Source organism: Paenibacillus hodogayensis (assembly GCF_039536325.1).
Taxonomy (GTDB): domain Bacteria; phylum Bacillota; class Bacilli; order Paenibacillales; family NBRC-103111; genus Paenibacillus_AB; species Paenibacillus_AB hodogayensis.
In genome coordinates this window covers 348,465-367,232 of sequence record NZ_BAAAYO010000014.1, presented here as the reverse complement: position 1 = coordinate 367,232, position 18,768 = coordinate 348,465, and the positions used below count along the sequence as shown (strand labels likewise).

Below are 18,768 nucleotides of genomic sequence, written 5' to 3'. Positions count from 1 at the left end.
GGTGTTTGTGTTTTTATTATCGTCCATTCTTGGAGGGACAATTGTAACTATAAAACAAAACATTACAAATTTTTCTTATTCGACAATAAACGACAGCATTCTCGATATATTAATAGTAATATTGCACTTGTCTAATATATGGATAAATGGTAATAAAGAACCTATTTTGTGAAATGGAGTTGAGCTTGATGGCATTTTGCACACAATGCGGAGTAGCACTAACGGAAGGGGACATTCACACTTGTGCGCAGGCGAAAGATAACTCGGGATTCAACACGTCGGGTAGCGCGGTCGATCCTGGCATACTGCTGCATCTCTTGAAAAAACCGGATGCCGGTTTGTCTCTAGTGCCGGACAAAGAGTATGTGTATGGATTAATAGGCATGGGGGGATCTTTGCTCGGGTTCTTTCTGTGGGGATTGGCTTTAAAACGGAACATGATCAATTCCATTGTCGGCAAGGTCAGTTCGGTGACGGGCGATATGGATTTTTTCGGCGGATTGGTGAAGGAAGGCATGAAGGGGGCCGGGAGCAAAGCCCCGATCGCGACGAACATGTTGATCCTTGGACTTATTTCTCTGGTTGTTCTATTCGGTTCATTATGGCTGGCTGGGCGTTGGAAAGGAACTGATAAGTTAGGGTGGAAAGAAACCGTCACCTATTTGGGCTCGATGCAGCTGGCGTCGGGAGTTGTTTTCATCGTGGCTGCCATTGCTGCTTTTGTATCGGTTTCATTTTCCTTGCTTTTGGTTGCCATCTGCTTGTTGATTACGCTTATTTTGACTTGCCTCATGGCATTGGATGTGTACGGAGTAGGCCGAGAACATCGTTTGGCGTTTGTAATCGCTTCGATGACGGTTTATGCGGTCATCGTTCTCACCGCATCCGGAGTGCTGCTTCGGGACGCGGTCGCTTCGATATTATTTTAAGTTCACGTAAAGGTTGGGATCGATTTGTACTGTGGTCAATGTGGCAATAAGGTGCAGCGCACGGATCGGTTTTGCGGCAATTGCGGTACGGGGGTTGCTCTCCCTATGCCCAGGCCGCATACATACGCCGTGAAATGGAACCTCTCTAAACAAACCCGGAACCGCTTGCTTGTGGCAGGAATTGGATTAGTACTTGTTGTGGGAAGTTACGGAACGGCGCGTTTAACCAATGGACCCTCCACTCCGGCCGAATTGGAGAACAAAGCATTACAAGCGCTAAGTCAGAATGATGTAGACAAGTTCGCGGCATGGCTGGATCCGAGTCAACCAGAGCTGAAACAGCCTGCGGTCTTGGAGGCGTTCCGGGAAAGTCTTAACGACAGTGTGAAACGCAGATATGAACTGGCCATTAAATCGGCATCGCAAATTGCGGAGAAGGATCGCAAATCTTCCGGTTTGACATCGGGCGGCATTGTCCAATTTACTAAAAAATCCGGCTGGAGAGGTCCCAAGTGGAGCCTGAAAGTGACTCCTGCTCAATTGGAAATTGGGAAGAAAAGCGATCTTGCGATTGTCACGAGTATCGGCTCGCTGAAGGACACGGACGGTCGTTTCTCCATGCTTTGGCCGTCGACCTACAACTACGAGTCTCAAATTACGAACGCTTATGCTGCTGAGACCGTGAAGGGAAGCGTTGATTTAACAAGCGGGCGCGAAAGAAATGTGGATGTTGTCGGGATGATGAAGAGCAGACTGACCGTAAGAACGCCCCAGCCGAAAGATGCGGCAGTCACCTTGAATGGAAAACCGTTCGACGCATCCAAGGAAACGACGATATCTCCGGCGCCGGAGGAAGCACAGTTCCAGGTAAAAGGAACTGTACTCGGCCTGCCGTTGGAAGGTTCGATGACGTTGAACGTCAAACAATCGTCGGTCGCCGACCTGTCCGGTGTGTTAAGTGCAGGAATCGCCAAAGTCGCAGCCGACCTAGTATACGATGCAAACTTAGCCTGGTCGAAAGCATTCAACGAGGGAGATCCAAACCAATTAAAGGGGATTAAGCCGGATAGTCCGTACTTCAAGGCCGTTGCCGGCAGTATGACCAAACCAGCCGATAATAAATATACGTTGCTAAAAATCGGAGTCGATCCCAAATCGGCAAAGATCAAGGGAAACGAATTCACCATCCAGGCCACTACTTTGTTTGCGACAGAGAAGAGTTTATCTTTCTTTTCCAGCGAATTGACAACCAAATCCAGCTGGACTTATACCATCCAAAAAGTACCGGACAAAAATGAGTGGTGGATCGCTTCCCGCGAGAACGCCTATTACTTCGGAAACGATGCATTGAGTCAGCCTGAGGCTGTCGTCAAGAGCAATGCCGATGCTCCGGCGAGATGAGAGAGTCGGTAAATGATGATGTATAAGCATATCCTCGAAGAGGAGCTCCGAATGTCGGAAGAGTCAAACAGGGGAACCGCAGACCGCTGACCGTTCCCTCCTTGCAGTTTGAACATGAGAGAGGGCGAGTAGTGAAGTGGTTTGTTGCGAGGGCTTGCTGAACAGAAAGGAAAATAACCATGTCCAATTTATATACAAAAATGACCAAAGAGGACATTATAGAAGGTTCGTATGATCGCCCTGTGGGTGTCACCCTCCTGGCAATCTTGCTTGGACTTTGGGGCGGCGGTCTGCTTTTTACCCAACTGCTGGTATTCAGTAAGGTCAGCGAAGCTTCATCCCAACTCGGCATATCGAACGTGCTTCTGCAAAGTGGAATCGGATTTTTGGGTCTACTTGGTGTAGTAGCGAGCATTGGAATGTGGTTCGGAAAAAAATGGGGATGGTGGCTTGCTTTGTTTTATTTTGCCTATGCCGTGACACGTAATGTGAATGTGGTCGTTTCGATTTCAAGCTTAAGCCAACAATTGGGGGAGCCTGAACAAGGAATCGGCATGACCTACGCCAAATATGGGATAAGGATATTATGGAATGGCTTTCTTCTGTTCTACTTGTGCCGCGAAAACGCATCGATTTTTTTTCGAACGACTGAAACTAAAAAGTGGAGAGCATTGCTCCTTGTATTTGCTCTCTGTGTGGTGTTGTTCGTGATTGGTACTGTCTCTCAGGGATAAGCTATTGGATCGAAGGAATTTACAGAAATCCTTCATAAGTGCAAAGGAGGGAAATGAAGTGGCTCGTACATACTGGAATCAAGCACCTATCCCTCGCGGAAGTAATAACGAACTAACAAGAAGAATGGCATTATATTCTAACCTTAACCTCATGAAAAGCCCAATGGAGCGCCCCTCCAACCCCACATCAAACATAAGAGCGAGACGATGGTTTAACTCATCCGTCTCGCTCTTATTCAATTTCTCCGCTGTTTTGTGAAAACTTTTGATACTCTGCTTCGACTATTTTGAAAAAGTCGGAAGGTTTGATATTTAGTCCTTTGCACAGGTCAAATATTTTGGTAACGGAAGGCTCGTTACGTCCTACTTCGATCATGGAAATGTAGGACCGATCCACACCGCATTCATGTGCCAAATCCTCTTGACTCAAGCCATGCTTCATCCGTATGGCTTTTAAGGTTTTCCCTATTATTTGTTTAATGATAATGGGCTGTTCGCTCAATGAGGAATTACTCCTTTTAAAACCATTATCATTCTGTTATACTAACCACTAACAGATAAAGTATTCAACAAAAAGTAAATAAATTACATATTTCTTCATCTTCTTCTTACATCTCATTTAATTTCCTAAACCATGTAAAGGAGTGTCCTTTGAGATGAACATTCAATGGATTTTCCCGGATAATCAAACTTGGGAAACAAACGTCGGAAATATCAATAAACTTCTGTTTACCATGGAAGTTGTGGATTCCATATCTATAAAAGGCGTTTCCTATAAAACGGTTCGGAAAGAGTTGGTTGTGCGAGAGGATCAGTTCTTTGTGTCTATATCGCTAGCTCAACAAACAATTGAACCAGATAAGGAGCCGGGCTAATGAATACCCGTCTTCAAAATGCCCGACGTGCAAAAGGGCTGACCCAAGAAAAAATGGCAAAGATGCTTGGATACCCATCCAAGAGCGGGTACTCGATGATCGAGACAGGTCGTAAAACGCCTTTATTACCAGTAGCCTTGCAAATAGCGAAGATTGTTGGGGAAGAGGTAGAGGATCTGTTTCCGAATATAATATTCAATATCTTTGTTTGACAAAGAACGCCCCGGAATTACGCCAATGCGCCTATTCTACGGGCGTTTTTTGCTGTTTTCGAAAGCCCTTCGGACGGTCTCCCCTTACAAAACAACCTTTACGAAATCTCCACCTGGAATTAACGCTCCACGAACACTTGGTTTCTATCATGAAGATGAAGGAAATGAAACATTTCGAGAATGATGAAGGAAATCCTACAGGAAATGGGAGACGTGGGGACAGCATGATTCGATTTTTATGGTTTGACTTGGGGTACACGCTGGCAAGAACGAACCGGGAGGACGTATACCGGAAGGCGCTGGAGCGCTTCGACGTGTTCCGGAATGCCGAGGAGATCGCGCTCGCCTATCATCGGACGGACAAGCTGTTCATGAGAGAATATCCGGGCGTGCTTGGCAAAGACAGCCGGGCTTTCCTGCCGTGGTATATCGGTACGCTGAACTATTATTTGCGGCTGCCGCTGCCGATCGAAGAGGTTCTTCAAGTTCAACGGTCTTTGGCTCAGGAATGGCCGATCGAATGGAAAGCCTACGACGGGGCACGGGAGACGCTTCGCTATTTGAAAAGTCTGGGATACCGCCTGGGCCTTATCTCCAACTGGGACGAGTCGGCCCGTACGGTGCTCGCTCGAAATGGATTGGACGAGGAGCTGGACGAAATCGTTATTTCCTCGGAAGTCGGACTGGAGAAGCCGAACCCGGACATTTTCCGGTTGGCCTTGTCCCGAGGAGATGTCTCGGCGAGCGAGTCGCTCTATATCGGCGACAACTATTACGACGACGTCATCGGGAGCCAGAAGATCGGCATGCACTGCCTGCTCATCAACGCGTACGGAAACCGCGGGATTGAGGAACTGTCGTATCATCCTATCATATCCGGTATTCAAGAGGTGGCCGCGTACTTGGGACACGCTCAAGTGCCGCTGGAGATGAATCGGTAAGGAGTTTCGCGAATGTCGACGATTGCGGAGAGAATTGAAGAACAGTTTGACGCCTTGAGCGTCGCGCAGAAGAAAGTGGCGCATTACATTCAAGCGAACATGCAAGATGCGGTCATGGAGTCGGCTCAGAAAATCGCGGGCAAATCCGGGGTTAGCGAGGCTACCGTGCACCGTCTGGCACAGGCTTTGTCTTACCCGAGCTTCTCGGGCATGCTTCAGGATTTGCGTCGCCACGTGCTGAAAGACCAACGCGCCGTCAACAATTTCCTGCACTCGACGAGCTATCAGGAAGATTCCTGGATCGAGAAGCATTTCGTGCAGGAGATCGAGAACCTTCAGGAAACGATGGCGTGGACGGACAAGGCGCAGATCCGCAATGCCGCCCGGATGCTGCTGGATGCGGACCGGATCTGGATCGCCGGCTGGAGGATGGGGCTATCGGTCACTTCGTTTTTCAGCTTTGTCCTGAAATATATGCTGGGCAATTGCGAGTTGATTCCCCAAGGAAGCGTTGCGGAGTACGCGTCTTACCTGAAACCCGGCGACGTCGTCTTTGCATGCGGGTTCCCGAGATATTGCTCGCGCACGTTGAAGGTGTCGACGCTGGCCAAGGAGCAGGGTGCGAAGGTGATCGCGCTTACCGATTCCGGGCTGTCCCCGTTTGCGAAGCTGGCGGATTTATCGCTTTTCGCGGCATGCAAATCCACCGGATTTCTCGATTCCTATACGGCATCGCTATCGGTGGTGAACGCCCTCATCAATGAAATCTCCCATCTGGAAAAAGATCGGGTCAAGCTCAATATCGAGAAGATGGAGCTGATGTTCAAGGCGTTTCAGGACAACTTCGAGTGGATGAATCGGTCGAAATAATTCCCGCGGGAAAGGATACTCGGATGAATATTACGGTAATCGGCTGTTGGGGAGCTTACCCCGAGAAAAACGAAGCGACCTCGGGCTATTTGGTGGAAAGCGAAGGCGGCAAAATCTTGCTCGATTGCGGCAGCGGCGTATTGTCCCGGCTGCAAAACCATTGCCCGCTCGAAGAGCTGGACGCCGTCGTCTTGACCCATACGCATGCCGATCATATCGCGGACGTATATAGCTTGGAGTTTGCCATTCTCATTCTGATGCAGATCGGCAAGCGGAGCAAGCCGCTCGACATTTACGTAAACGGCGAGGAACGCGGCAGTTTCGCTTTCGAATACCCGGACTACGTCCGCGTCCATTCGATCGACGCCGACACGGTGCTAACGATCGGCTCGGTGAAATTGGAATTTTCCGAAACGGTACACGATATCCCCTGCTTCGCGGTCAAGCTGACTTCGCAAGAAGGCAAAACGTTCGTCTATTCCGGAGACACCGGATATTGCCAAGCCCTTATCGATTTTTCCCGGTCGGCTGACGTTTTGTTAATCGAAAGCAGCTTTTACGACTGGCAGGCGGGCAAGATGGAATGGCATTTGACGGCAGGCGAAGCGGGGAAGATCGCGGCTCTGGCCGGGGTGGGACAAGCGATTTTGACGCATTTCCCCCATTACGGAGAGCTTACCCAGTTGGCCGAGGAAGCTTCGCGGCATTATGCAGGACCAATCCGATTGGCTTATTGCGGCATGCAAGTCCACATTTGAGATTCGAAAGGGGTTTTTCTCTTGTTGAAGCTTAGGAAAACGTTCGTAGTCGGCTTCTCCGCTCTGATGATCGCATCGATGGTTATGGCCGGCTGTAGCAAAAGCGACAATAACGCTCCAGCCGCTCCGGCTAAGGGAACCTCTTCGGCATCGGGCGAGAAAGTCCAGGGCGGCACCGTGCGGGTAGCCATGTCGACCGAGCCGGACAATCTGGACCCCTACTTGTCCGCAGCGACCGATACCGGCTCGATGATGGACAACGTGTTCGACGGCCTCTTCGAAGGCGGAGAGAACAGCGATCTGATTCCGGCTTTGGCGGGATCGTACAAGGTATCCGAGGACGGCTTGACGTATACGTTCGTCTTGAAGAAAGGCATCAAGTTCCATAACGGGGCGGATCTGACCTCGAAGGACGTTTATTACTCATATGCGAAATTATCCGGTCTGAACGGAAAGGCGCCGCTCTCCTCGAAGTTTGCCGCCATCGAGAAGATCGACACGCCGGACGATTATACCGTAGTCGTAAAGCTTAAAGCGAAGGATGCGGCGTTCCTGGCCGCCAATATCGTGGCGATCGTTCCGAAGGACTACGAGGAACAAAGCTCGAAGCCGATCGGCGCGGGCCCGTTCAAATTCGCGGCGTATACGCCGGGTCAGCAGCTGGTTTTGGAGAAAAACGAGAACTTCTACGACAAGGAGCATAAACCGACGCTCGACCGCGTGGAATTCAAGTTCATGCCGGACCCGAACGCCTCCGTGCTCGCTTTGAAATCCGGAGATATCGACATGGTGCCGGGCATTTCCTCACAAGGGGCGCTCCAGCTCGGGAACGGGTTCGATATCGTATCCGGCCCGCAAAACATGGTTCAGCTTCTGGCGCTCAACAATTCGGTCGAGCCGCTTAACAACATTAAAGTTCGCCAGGCGATCAACTACGCGATCGACAAGGACGTCATTATCAAAACGGTAGCCGAGGGCAACGGAGTCAAGCTTGGTTCGAATATGAGCCCGGCCATGAAAATGTACTACAAGGAAGGACTGGACACGCGTTACGCGCCGAACACCGAGCAAGCGAAAAAGCTGCTGAAGGAAGCGGGCTTAGAGAACGGCTTCAAGCTGACGATTACCGTTCCGTCCAACTACAAGTTCCATGTCGACACGGCCCAAGTCATCGCCGAGCAATTGAAAGTCGTAGGCATTCAAGCGACGATCAAGCAAATCGAGTGGAGCAGCTGGTTGGAGGACGTGTACAACAAAGCGAAGTATGAAGCGACGATCGTCGGCTTGACGGGCAAGCTCGATCCGCATGAGGTGCTGGGACGTTACGAAACGACGTACTCCAAAAACTTCTTCAAATTCAGCAATAGCCAATTCGACGATCTGGTCAATCGCGGCCGGCTGGAAATTAACGAAAGCAAGCGGGCCGATCTGTACAAGGAAGCGCAAACGATCCTGACCGAACAAGCCGCTGCTGTATACATTATGGATCCGAGCCGCTCGGTGGCGATGAAGAACAGTTTGCACGGCTTTAAAATGTTCCCGATTCAGAAATACGATTTTGCAGCTATGTACTACACGAAGTAACGAGGGGCGGTTAGGTGAGATACTACATCCGGAAGCTGGCCACCTTAGCTTCGACTGTGCTGCTTGTGTCGGTCATTACCTTTCTCGTTTTTCAAATATTGCCCGGTGACCCTGCCCAGATCGTGCTCGGCGTCGATGCAGACCCGCACCAGCTCGCCGAGCTGCGCAAGACGATGGGGCTGGAACGCCCGGCGGGGGAACGCTATTTGTCCTGGATCAAGGATACGACAACCGGGGATTTGGGCGAATCGCTCCGCTACCACCGTCCGGTTAAAAGCATCGTGTCGGAACGTCTGCCCGTGACGGTGTCGCTCGCGCTGATATCCGTGGGGCTCACTCTGCTCCTGGGAGTTCCCCTCGGCATCTATATCGCGAGGAAGGACGGCAAGTTCTCGGCGCTGCTGCTGTCGATGTTTACCCAACTGGGGCTTGCAGTGCCGTCGTTCTGGCTGGCGTTCATCCTGATCTTGCTGTTCTCCGTTACGTTCAGATGGTTTCCGACTTACGGCTACGTTCCGTGGAGCGAAGATCCGGTGAGGGCGTTCCAATCGTTGTTCCTGCCCTCGCTGGCGCTCGCCATTCCCGGCATCGCCGTCGTGATCCGGTATTTGCGCAATACGCTGCTTGATCAATCCCGTATGGATTACGTACGTACGGCCAGAAGCAAGGGGCTGCGCGAAAACATCGTCATGTACCGGCATATATTGCGCAACTCGCTCATTCCGGTGCTGACGATTGTGGGCTTGCTCATCGCCGATACGCTTGGAGGGAGCATTGTCGTGGAAAATGTGTTTGCACTGCCGGGGCTCGGCAATCTGCTGATCACCTCGATCGGCACGCGCGACTTGCCGCTGCTGCAAACGATGGTGCTGTACATTGCGGTCATCGTCGTCTGCATCAATTTTATCGTCGACATTCTCTATATGGTCATAGACCCGCGCATTCGACTGAAAAGGTGAACGAGATGAAATGGAAACTGCTAGTCCGCAACAAGCCGATGCTGATCGGCGCGAGTCTGATCGCTCTGCTCCTGGCGCTTATGGTGACGAGCCTGTTCTACACCCCTTATGCACCCAACGAGATGAACACGTCGCTGCGCCTGGCCGCTCCTCAACCTGCGCATTGGTGGGGAACGGATAATTTCGGGCGTGATATTTTCAGCCGGATTATGGAAGGAACGCAGACGGCTTTTCTGATCGGCTTTACGTCCGTGGCGATCGGGTTGGTCTTCGGCTTGCTCATCGGCGCGATCGCCGGATACGCGGGAGGATGGCTGGACGAAGTATTGATGCGGATCATCGACGCGAAGCTGGCGTTTCCCGGCATTTTGCTGGCGATTATGCTCGTCTCCGTATTCGGCCCCGGGCTGGGCAACACGATCGTGGCTCTTGGCGTAATGAGCATCCCCTCGTTTTCCAGAATCGCCCGCAGCGGATTTATTCAATACAAGGAATTCGTTTTCGTCAAAGCGGCGGTGGCGAGAGGGGCGGGGCCGGCGCGCATCATTTTCCGCCATATTTTGCCGAATATTACGTCGCCACTTATCGTGGCCGCTTCGCTGAGGTTTTCCGGATCGATTCTGGCCGAAGCCGGGCTGAGTTACTTGGGGCTTGGCGTACAGCCGCCCGATCCGAGCTGGGGCCGCATGCTGAGCGAGGCGCAGCCGTTCATTGTGAACGCTCCGTGGTACGTGCTAATTACGGGCGCGGTCATTACGGCGATGGTGCTCGGATTCAATCTGCTGGGAGACGGATTAAGAGACGTTTTCGACAAAAAGGGTTAGGGGGACAGTCCTCATGGCAAACGCTTTGCTGGAGCTGCGGGATTTGGAAGTCGCGTTTACGATCGGGAAGAGAACGTATCCGGCGCTGCAGCACATTACGTTCCAGGTCGGAGAGAAGGAAACGGTCGGCATCGTCGGGGAATCCGGATGCGGCAAAAGCTTGACGTCCTTGTCCGTGATGGGCTTGCTGCCCGAGACCGCGGCGATGACCAAAGGCGGGATCGTGCTGGACGGCCGTCCTATGGAGGCGTCGTCCCGGGAAGGATGGAGTACGGTGCGGGGCAAGCAAGTATCGATGATTTTCCAAAATCCGATGTCTGCGCTTAACCCGCTCATGCCGGTCGGCAAGCAAATCGCCGAGATGGCGATGGCCCATCTATCCGTCTCGAAGCCGGAGGCAAAAAGGTTGGCAATGGACATGATGGCGAAGGTCGGCCTGTCCCGGGTGGAGCGATTGTATAACGATTATCCCCACCAGCTTTCCGGAGGCATGATGCAAAGGATTATGATCGCGATGGCTTTGATCTGCAAGCCGAAGCTATTGATCGCCGACGAACCGACCACGGCGCTCGACGTGACGATCCAGGCGCAAATATTGGATTTGCTGCGGGACTTGAACGAATCGACGGGAACCGCGATTTTGTTCATCTCGCACGATCTCGGGGTTATACGCGAAGTGTGCCGGAGGGTGATCGTCATGTACGCCGGAACGATCGTGGAGGACGCTTCGGTAGAAGAGATTTTGGATCATCCCAAGCATCCCTATACGGCCGCGCTGCTCCAGTCGCTGCCAAGCGCCGACAAGAGAGGCCGTCCGCTCTACACGATTCCCGGCCGGGTCCCCCCTATTACCGATCGGGGGGCCGGATGCCCGTTCGCGGGACGTTGTCCGAGCGCTTCGGACACGTGCAAGTCGGCTGCTCCGGCATTATGGCAAGTAGGGGCCCAACACCGGGTACGGTGCCACCTGTATGCGGACGGCGGGAGGGCGGTATGACCGAGGCACTCATCCAGGCAAGCTCGCTGACCAAGCATTACCCCGTTCCGAAGCAGGGGCTGTTCGAGAAGCAACACGTTTTGCGGGCGGTAGACGGCATTTCCTTCCACATCGCCGAAGGTGAAATTTTCGGGCTGGTCGGCGAGAGCGGCTGCGGGAAGTCGACGACAGGCCAACTGCTCGTACAGCTCGTGAAGCAAACGCAAGGAGATATTTTGTACCGGGGCCGCCCCATCGGCGGATTGTCGGGGAGCGAGATGAAGTCGCTTCGGCGGGACATCCAGATCGTGTTCCAAGACCCGTATTCCTCCTTGAATCCGAAGAAGACGATCGGCTGGACTCTCGAAGAGCCGCTCATCATCCATCGGGTCGGGGACAAGCTGACGAGAAGAAGGATCGTCTCCGAGACGCTGGAGCAGGTCGGGCTCGATCCCGACTATGCGAGCCGCTATCCGCATGAGCTAAGCGGCGGGCAGAAGCAGCGTGTCGGAATCGCTGCCGCTCTGGTGCTGTCGCCCAAGTTCATCGTCATCGACGAGGCGGTGTCCGCGCTTGACGTATCCGTGCAATCGCAAATTTTGAACCTGCTCAAAGAACTGCAGCAGAAGCGGGGCTTGACGTATTTGTTCATTTCCCACGATCTGAACGTCGTGGAATATATAAGCGACCGGGTAGGCGTCATGTACCTGGGCAAAATGGTGGAAATTTTCGAAGCCGGAGAGGCGGGAGCGGAGCCGCTCCATCCGTATACGCGGGCGTTGTTCTCGTCGATTCCCGATGTGAAGAAGAGGAAGGAACGGACGACGCTTCAAGGCGAAGTGCCGAGCCCGATTCATCCGCCAAGCGGCTGCGCGTTTCATCCGAGGTGTCCGCTCGCGACGAACGTATGCCGCAACGTGGTTCCGGAGTTAAGACGCGTAGGCCCCGGCCGCGAAGTAAGCTGCCATTTATACGAGGAGGCGAACGATAAACCGTGAAACTAGGCGTCATATCCGATTTGCATGTGGATCTTAACGAGCTTGCCGGCGAGCCGCCGATCGAAGAAGCGCTGCTGGAGGTCGCCGCCGAGAAGGGACTGGACGGCCTCATTATCGCCGGAGATATTTCCAACGACGCGAACCGCAGTCTCGCCGTCCTGCATGAGCTCCAGGAACGGTGCGATTATCCCGTTCTGTTCGTTCCCGGCAATCACGATTACTGGAGCAAAGACAACGGCATTCGGGATACGTGGGACATTTACCGGCAGTTCCAAACGTTCGAAGGATGCTTGAGCGAGAAGCCTTACGAGCTTGCAAACGGCTGGGTGGTGATCGGGAACTCCGGTTGGTATGATTACACGATGGGCGAGCCGGAATATTCGTTCGAGGATTTCGAACGGATGCACGCGATGGACCGAACGTGGCAGGATAGCCTTTATGTGCAGTGGGGGATGAGCAACAAAGACATTCACCGGTATTTTTACGAGCGTATCGAGCGGGATTTGGCGGAACATCAAGGGAAACCGGTCGTGATGGTTACGCACATGCTGACTCATCCGTATTTCAAAGTGCCGATGCCCCATCCCCAGTGGCGTTACTTCAACGCATTCCTGGGCAGCGAGGAGTATGCTGACCTGTACCGGCGTTACGGCGTTCGTTACGGCATTATGGGCCACGTTCATTATCGGAAAAAATTTGCCGATCAGGGGACGGAACTGGTCTGCGCTTGCTTGGGGTATCGCAAAGAATGGCGAAAGGCGTCGGCGGTCGAAGAAATTCGCGACTGTCTGCAAACCATTTCCCTGTAGCATCGGTTATGATCGTTTGATGTTGCTCGCTTGACTTCCGCAGAAGAGTTGTAATAAGATTAAACATATTTCCACTGAGGAGAGAGTTTATGTCGGGGATCGTTCTTAACTAATCAAATTCCATAGAAGAAGGTTTCAATAGTCCGATGGGCGAGCCAACTGCTGAAATAGCAGGGGTTTGTTTGCTCGTGGGTATTTGAAAGCTTCGGAATTAGTTAAGAACAGCGGAGATAACCAATCCTTAGGGGATGCCTATGCTATTGCGCCCAAATCCGTGCTGAGTTCAGTGCGGATTTTTGTTGTTTAACGGCGCTTTTTTAGGCAACTTGATACAGGACAGGGATGACGTATGTTCATTCCCTGTCCTTTTTTGCGTCTAAAACGGAGGAGTGATGATATGTCGGGATCGACGGATGTTAGTCAAGAGGGACGAAGACAAATAACGCACTCGGAGGGATAAAAGTGAAATCATACATGGAACAAGCGAGCGAGCATCTGGAACTGCAAGAAGGCACTCAGGTTATGGAGCAATTGCTGATCGAATGTTATTTGCTTCCCGGCATATCCACGAAAGAGTTGGCGCGTAAAACATTGCTGCCCGTTCCCGTGGCCGCCGCCGTCAAACGGGAATTCATCAAGGCCGGAGCGCTGGTGCAGGATCGGGGCGTCCGATGTACGCCGGATGGATCGGCTTGGATCGAGCGGGAATGGGGGTATGGCGGGCTGAATCGTTCGCTTCATCAAGCCTTGCTCCATCAAGGAGAGGAGGAAGGGGAATACCGCGATATTCTGGATGTATTGGAGACGCTTTTTCCGCTGCGGCCGTCCGTGGATGTTCGTATCGATCAGTCCAAATGTACGCCGGAAACGAGCCTGCGCCGGGCCATTCTTTGTCTGAAGCAGCATGCTCTGATCGGGAAGCGTATTTTGTGCGTAGGCGATGACGATTTGGTAAGCGTGTCGATCGGTTTGCTGCTGCAGCGGTTGTTCCCGGGTGGCAACCATACCGCTACGAGGGTGGAAGTGATGGATATCGATGAAAGGTTTGTCCGATTCATTACAGATATTGCGAAAGAACGGGGACTGCCTGTGCAATGTCATTCCGTCGACTTTCGAGAGCCGCTGCCGGAGCAATGGCGCGGGCAGTTTGATGGTGTGTTCACCGATCCTCCCTATACGCTCCAAGGGATGAGCTTGTTCGTGTCGCGAGGCATTCAGGCATTGAAGCGGGTAAAGGGACTGCCGGTATTCTTATCCTTTGCGCATAAGTCGCCGGAGTTTGCCTTGGCCATGCAGCGGGAGTTTGTCCGAATGGGACTGACGGTCTGCGCCAATTTCCCGCGTTTCAACGAATATGAGGGAGCGGAAATGATCGCCAATCGAAGTCAAATGTTTATCCTTCGGACGACCGACCAGACGGAACCGGAGCATCAAGGAGTCTTTACAGACGCCCTGTATACGGGAGAGGTGAGACAAACGCTGCGCACGTATCAATGCAAGCAATGCTCAAAGCCCGTGTATGTCGGGATACAAGGGGATCTGGCTACTATCGAGCAGCTCAAAAATCAAGGCTGCCCTGCCTGCGGCCATGATACGTTTGATATGGTAGAAAAGAAGTCCGTATCTGGCGACAAGGAACGGAAGTAGCCGTCTGGATGGGTGCCGTCTGGCAATCGGCCTCCTCCACAGGATTTACGAGTCGTTGAAATCCGCTCCGGCTGGAGGCCGACTGGTTTATGATATAGTTAAAAGGAGTGCGTGAGAACAAAGTAAACGCAGAAAGGAGCAGCAGCTCTATGCAGTTTCGTATGGAAGAAGCGATTGAGGTTCTGGAGCGTACGCCAGCAACCTTGGGTCATTTTCTGTCTGGTTTATCCGAGGGGTGGCTGCTGTGCAACGAAGGCGAAGGGACATGGAATGTCACGGAGGTGATCGAGCACCTCATCGAGGCGGAGCGAACGAACTGGATACCGAGGCTGGAATTTCTTCTTCAGGAAGGGGAAAGCAAGCCGTTCCCTCCATTCGACCGTTATTCTCATTTGAATGCCGGACCGGAACGGTCGTTTGGACAAAAGCTACTTGATTTTCAAACGATCCGATCGCACAATATTGCCCTGCTGAAGCAACAGGTTGACCCTGATAGGGATCTGGAACGGACCGGGCTGCATCCTGCATTCGGCATCGTGAAGCTAAGAGAGCTGCTTTCTACGTGGGTTATTCATGATTTAACGCACACGGCGCAAATCGTCCGGGTCATGGCCGAGCGCTACCGAACGGACGTCGGCCCCTGGACGGCTTACTTGGGCATATTGAAACCGAGATGAAGCAACTACTCCATAAGGCGATTGGACAATATGGGTTAAATCCGGACCGTCTTTCGGTTGAACAAGAAATTCAATCCGACAGCTGGCACGGAGACCTGCATTTCAAAGTTCGGGTAGACGATCATGCTTATTCCGCCAGACTGATGCGCGAGAAACGGTATGAAACAGACGTATTCGTACAACTAACGGATGAAGTATTAACGGAGCAAATCCGCTTCGGTAACTACCTTGTTCAAGCTGGCATTCCTTTTATGAATCATGTACCGACGTCAGCGGGAGAGTTGTTTACACGGATTACGGAGGGCGACAAAGCATGGAGGGTCGTGCTCTTCCAATGGATGGAAGGCAAGCATATTACCTGCTGCACCGAACAGGTAGCCGAAAAATTCGGCTCATTTGCCCAAGTCCTGCACAACCTGTCTGCCAAGTTCGAGACTGCGATTTTTCCTAAAAAATCTCACATCGAGGGCTTATCCGGCTGTCTGAATTGGAATTTTACGGCTAAAACGATCGAGTTGCTCAAGAATAAGGAGCATGTTCTTCTGCAAGAACATATAGATCGTTATTTCAGGCGGGGGGGAGACGCTGCAATCTCTTGTTGATTTCCCAGGAAATTAAAGGGGTTAAATAAAACGGTGCCGAAAGATGTCGGGATATTGCTGTCCTATTCGGGCGGACTACTAAGGGAGCGGGGATTGGCTTATACTTGGAGAACGAGGTGAGCCTAATGGAACAACAGTTATTTAACCGGGTGTATGAATCGGTCGTCAAGCGCGAGCCGACTTATGACGGCGTTTATTATACGGGTGTCAAGACGACGAAGATCGTATGCCGGCCTACTTGCCGGGCCAAGACGCCCCTGGCCGGCAACGTGACGTTCTATGATTCTCTGGAAGGGGCGCTTCATGCGGGATTCCGGCCATGCAAGCGATGCAAGCCGGAAGAGAATGGTCCCCTTCGGCCGGATGCGGCTCTTGCCGCGCAGGTGGACGCGATTATCGAGAAAAAGTACTCTGACAAGCTGACGTTGTCGATGCTAGCCGCTTCACTGGCTATAAGCCCTTACCATCTGCAGCGGGTGTACAAGCAAGTGACCGGATATTCCCCCGCGGAAAAAACCGAACGCGTCCGCTTGAAACACGCCCAGAAGCTGCTGGTGGAAACGGACGAAGCCGTTGCGGAGGTCGGGGCCGCTGTCGGCTACAGCAGTCCTTCGCATTTCACCTCGTGGTTTTGCCGGAGAACGGGCCTGTCTCCCACTGAGTACCGGAATGGGCAACGAAGCTTATTATAAAGGCGGCTCCTCATCGGTCGGAGCGACCCCATAGCGCGCTAAAGCTTTCATCGCTGCTTCGAGCATTCGTTTCTTCAAATAATCGCCCTCCACGACGCGCACGCGTTTCCCTAGAAAACGGATTTTGGAAAGCAAATATTCGCTTTCGTCACCAGGCACATACACCCGGATGGTGTATTGCTCCTGCTCCGTCTCGTATTCGACATCCTTCTCGAAGCTGGAGAGGGCGTAAAGAATGCGGGACAGCTCTGTGTTGTATTCGCGAACGACTTCCAGCAACACTTCGGTTTTACGGGAGTCGAGCAGACGGCTCACGTTCCGGAGAATGCGGTCCGCCTCCGCCGGCCGGATGGCTTCCGCGGAGACGGCCAGGACGGTTTTCAGTTTCGTTCTCATAAACGCTTTGCGCCGCATATGGTGCCAGAGCAAATACCACTCTCGTTTGACCATCGAATATTCCAGTTTGTAAGGCACTCCGAGCTGCTCCTCTTGGATGTTTCCTGCCCGAAGCCTATATGTGATCCGGATACCTTGCTTGTTCAGAATATGCCGGCGCAGCGAACGCAACAGCGGGTGATAGACCTGCCTTTCCGCCGTTCGCGCTTTTTCGATCAGATGGCCGGCCGGTTCCATCGCCGCGTCCGCCTCGAGAATCAAGCGCAGCTTGGTCAACGTTTCCGGGGCGAACGCTTCCTCCGCCGCCGGATGCGCCAGCATCGCCTTGAGCCAAGCCCGTTCGTGGGAGGTCGCCATAAATGTACCGGAATCCTCCAGACGGGAGATGATCTGGTAATTGAATATTTTCTCAAACGGATTCATAGTAAGCCAACAGCTCCTTCCATTCGGCGATCATCTCCCGGCGAAGATGGACAGGCTCCACGACCTCGCAGCTCGAACCGAAGCTTCGCAGCCACGGCTTGATTTCCGTCGTCCCGTTCACGGTGATTTCATATAGAAAGGAATGCTCGTCTTCCGACACGATCTGCCCCCATTGTCCTTGCAGCAGCACCCTTTCCTTCACAAAGTTGGATTCCGCCTGGCTGGGATCGGGGTTGTAAAACCTTACCCGCACCGTTACCGGTCCGCCGGTGTCGATCAGCCAGCTGTAGCGGATTTTCTCTTCCAGCTCGATCGTCTTCGCATCGAACCAATTCTCGTCCACCGGCTCGTCTTCCTCGATCTGGGTCATGCCTTCCATCCGGTATTTGCGGATGCCCATCCGACCGTGAGCAAGCAAATACCACCGTCCATATTGATGATCGTAGACGACTTTAAGCGGAAGCGTCTTTTCCGCATGGCCTTCGTTGTCCCGTTCGAATAAAGGATTCGTATTTTTTGAGGCGTAGCTTTTCTCCGATTTTGGAGAGAAATAGACGAACTGGATTTTCCGGCGCTGCCGGATGGCGTTCCATAGCGTGAACAAGTGCGCTTCGCCCAAAATCCGGGTGTAGTACTGGTATTTATATAAAAACGGCTCCGCCGCCTGTTTCTCCGTCTGGTTTCGCAGCAGATGCTTCCGGAGCCCGTCGCGCAGCAGGTAGCCCTGCACCGATGGAATTTGCGTGTTGGCCATCACGTCTACAAAATCGTACAAATCGACGAGCTCCTCGTCCGATAGCTCCCGCACCAGCTCGTTCCGGACGCGGTAGCGAAACGGGCGAGCGCCCAGTTCCCGCCTGATGACGCCGACCTCCTCCAAATATTTGAGATCCGACCGGACGGTCTTCTCGTCGGGGAACGGCAGATCGGAGGGCAGCCCGGCGCAGCATACGTCCAACAGCTCCATTGCGGTCAAGGCTTGCTCGTTCATGGCGCTTAGCAGCAGCGCAACCCTATGGCTTTCCGATTCCTTGACGGATTTGGCGCGGAACAGAAACAGCAGAGCCGGGTCGGCGGAGTCGTAATAGCTGAACCGCAGCGTATCCGGGAATGCTTTTCCTTGCTCTTGCGGCGCGCTTGGGTACATGGAGCCGGAAATCTCTTTAAGCCGCCGGATCGTTTTATCGAACGTATGGACGGAGATTCCCAGCCGCTCCGCGTATTGCTGTCTGCTGAAGGCGCCGCTTGTCAGCGCAACCATGCGCAGGAATTGGATTTCTTTATCGAAGCTTTCCTTTGCCACCGGTATCCCCCGTTCCCCTAAAGTGTCTCCTTCATTGTAACAGGGGAGGGGAAGGAATTGGGCGATATGGCGAACTTTTTCACCGGTTGTAATACTTTCGCCATGTTCGCCTGGTCGGAAATGAGTGAAGATAGATGCAAGAGGGCGGCGGTCTGGCG

General features: G+C 52.7%; 21 protein-coding genes. 18 read left to right on the top strand and 3 right to left on the bottom strand.

The annotated features are described in order from the left end of the window. The first annotated feature begins 173 nt into the window (after positions 1–173). From ABD796_RS29660 to ABD796_RS29650, 3 genes are all read left to right on the top strand, one after another. Positions 174–929 carry a hypothetical protein gene (locus ABD796_RS29660; protein ID WP_344915244.1) on the top strand — a complete coding sequence of 252 codons (756 nt, stop codon included), beginning with the start codon at positions 174–176 and terminating at the stop codon, positions 927–929. Between the two features lie 171 nt (positions 930–1,100). Further along, positions 1,101–2,330, top strand: coding sequence for a hypothetical protein (locus tag ABD796_RS29655; protein ID WP_344915241.1), 1,230 nt, complete (start codon positions 1,101–1,103; stop codon positions 2,328–2,330). A 179-nt stretch (positions 2,331–2,509) separates the two neighbouring features. Then, positions 2,510–3,064, top strand: a complete 555-nt coding sequence (locus ABD796_RS29650; RefSeq protein ID WP_344915239.1) for a hypothetical protein — start codon at positions 2,510–2,512, stop codon at positions 3,062–3,064. 232 nt (positions 3,065–3,296) lie between these two features. Here ABD796_RS29650 and ABD796_RS29645 read toward each other — a convergent pair whose 3' ends face one another. Further along, a complete protein-coding gene (locus ABD796_RS29645) occupies positions 3,297–3,566 on the bottom strand; it encodes a helix-turn-helix domain-containing protein (RefSeq protein ID WP_344915237.1) in 270 nt (89 codons plus the stop codon). Positions 3,567–3,720: 154 nt separating this feature from the next. On the opposite strand from ABD796_RS29645, the gene ABD796_RS29640 reads away from it, so the two are divergent. From ABD796_RS29640 to ABD796_RS29570, 15 genes are all read left to right on the top strand, one after another. Then, positions 3,721–3,939: a hypothetical protein gene (locus tag ABD796_RS29640; protein WP_344915235.1), complete on the top strand. Its 219-nt coding sequence runs from the start codon at positions 3,721–3,723 to the stop codon at positions 3,937–3,939. After that, positions 3,939–4,151, top strand: a complete 213-nt coding sequence (locus ABD796_RS29635; protein WP_344915233.1) for a helix-turn-helix transcriptional regulator — start codon at positions 3,939–3,941, stop codon at positions 4,149–4,151. Before ABD796_RS29640 ends, ABD796_RS29635 begins: the two co-directional genes overlap by 1 nt. Positions 4,152–4,375: 224 nt before the next feature. Beyond that, positions 4,376–5,092, top strand: coding sequence for an HAD family hydrolase (locus ABD796_RS29630; protein ID WP_344915231.1), 717 nt, complete (start codon positions 4,376–4,378; stop codon positions 5,090–5,092). A 12-nt stretch (positions 5,093–5,104) separates the two neighbouring features. After that, positions 5,105–5,962 carry a MurR/RpiR family transcriptional regulator gene (locus ABD796_RS29625; RefSeq protein ID WP_344915229.1) on the top strand — a complete coding sequence of 286 codons (858 nt, stop codon included), beginning with the start codon at positions 5,105–5,107 and terminating at the stop codon, positions 5,960–5,962. A 23-nt stretch (positions 5,963–5,985) separates the two neighbouring features. Next, positions 5,986–6,720, top strand: a complete 735-nt coding sequence (locus ABD796_RS29620; RefSeq protein WP_344915227.1) for an MBL fold metallo-hydrolase — start codon at positions 5,986–5,988, stop codon at positions 6,718–6,720. Positions 6,721–6,741: 21 nt separating this feature from the next. Continuing rightward, entirely contained in the window at positions 6,742–8,304 is a 1,563-nt protein-coding gene (locus ABD796_RS29615; protein ID WP_344915225.1) for an ABC transporter substrate-binding protein, read from the top strand. Between the two features lie 14 nt (positions 8,305–8,318). Next, entirely contained in the window at positions 8,319–9,263 is a 945-nt protein-coding gene (locus ABD796_RS29610) for an ABC transporter permease (protein WP_344915223.1), read from the top strand. A gap of 5 nt (positions 9,264–9,268) precedes the next feature. Continuing rightward, the gene (locus tag ABD796_RS29605) at positions 9,269–10,087 is read left to right on the top strand and encodes an ABC transporter permease (protein WP_344915221.1); all 819 of its coding nucleotides are present in this window, start codon (positions 9,269–9,271) and stop codon (positions 10,085–10,087) included. A gap of 13 nt (positions 10,088–10,100) precedes the next feature. Continuing rightward, entirely contained in the window at positions 10,101–11,084 is a 984-nt protein-coding gene (locus ABD796_RS29600) for an ABC transporter ATP-binding protein (protein WP_344915219.1), read from the top strand. Further along, entirely contained in the window at positions 11,081–12,061 is a 981-nt protein-coding gene (locus tag ABD796_RS29595; RefSeq protein ID WP_344915217.1) for an ABC transporter ATP-binding protein, read from the top strand. The genes ABD796_RS29600 and ABD796_RS29595 overlap by 4 nt, the downstream gene beginning before the upstream one ends. Continuing rightward, positions 12,058–12,870, top strand: coding sequence for a metallophosphoesterase (locus ABD796_RS29590; protein WP_344915215.1), 813 nt, complete (start codon positions 12,058–12,060; stop codon positions 12,868–12,870). Before ABD796_RS29595 ends, ABD796_RS29590 begins: the two co-directional genes overlap by 4 nt. A 462-nt stretch (positions 12,871–13,332) precedes the next feature. Further along, a complete protein-coding gene (locus ABD796_RS29585; protein WP_344915212.1) occupies positions 13,333–14,517 on the top strand; it encodes a bis-aminopropyl spermidine synthase family protein in 1,185 nt (394 codons plus the stop codon). 149 nt (positions 14,518–14,666) lie between these two features. Then, positions 14,667–15,194, top strand: coding sequence for a DinB family protein (locus ABD796_RS29580; protein ID WP_344915210.1), 528 nt, complete (start codon positions 14,667–14,669; stop codon positions 15,192–15,194). Beyond that, complete coding sequence (locus tag ABD796_RS29575; RefSeq protein ID WP_344915208.1) at positions 15,191–15,796, top strand: protein kinase family protein; 606 nt, start codon at positions 15,191–15,193, stop codon at positions 15,794–15,796. Before ABD796_RS29580 ends, ABD796_RS29575 begins: the two co-directional genes overlap by 4 nt. Positions 15,797–15,921: 125 nt before the next feature. After that, on the top strand, positions 15,922–16,488 hold the full coding sequence (locus ABD796_RS29570; protein ID WP_344915206.1) for a bifunctional transcriptional activator/DNA repair enzyme AdaA: 567 nt from the start codon (positions 15,922–15,924) through the stop codon (positions 16,486–16,488). Here the strand turns inward: ABD796_RS29570 and ABD796_RS29565 are convergent. Together ABD796_RS29565 and ABD796_RS29560 are read right to left on the bottom strand one after the other, a co-directional pair. After that, positions 16,483–17,307, bottom strand: a complete 825-nt coding sequence (locus ABD796_RS29565; protein ID WP_344915204.1) for a WYL domain-containing protein — start codon at positions 17,305–17,307, stop codon at positions 16,483–16,485. The genes ABD796_RS29570 and ABD796_RS29565 overlap by 6 nt on opposite strands. After that, the gene (locus tag ABD796_RS29560; RefSeq protein ID WP_344915202.1) at positions 17,294–18,610 is read right to left on the bottom strand and encodes a helix-turn-helix transcriptional regulator; all 1,317 of its coding nucleotides are present in this window, start codon (positions 18,608–18,610) and stop codon (positions 17,294–17,296) included. Before ABD796_RS29560 ends, ABD796_RS29565 begins: the two co-directional genes overlap by 14 nt. Between the last annotated feature and the right edge of the window lie 158 nt (positions 18,611–18,768).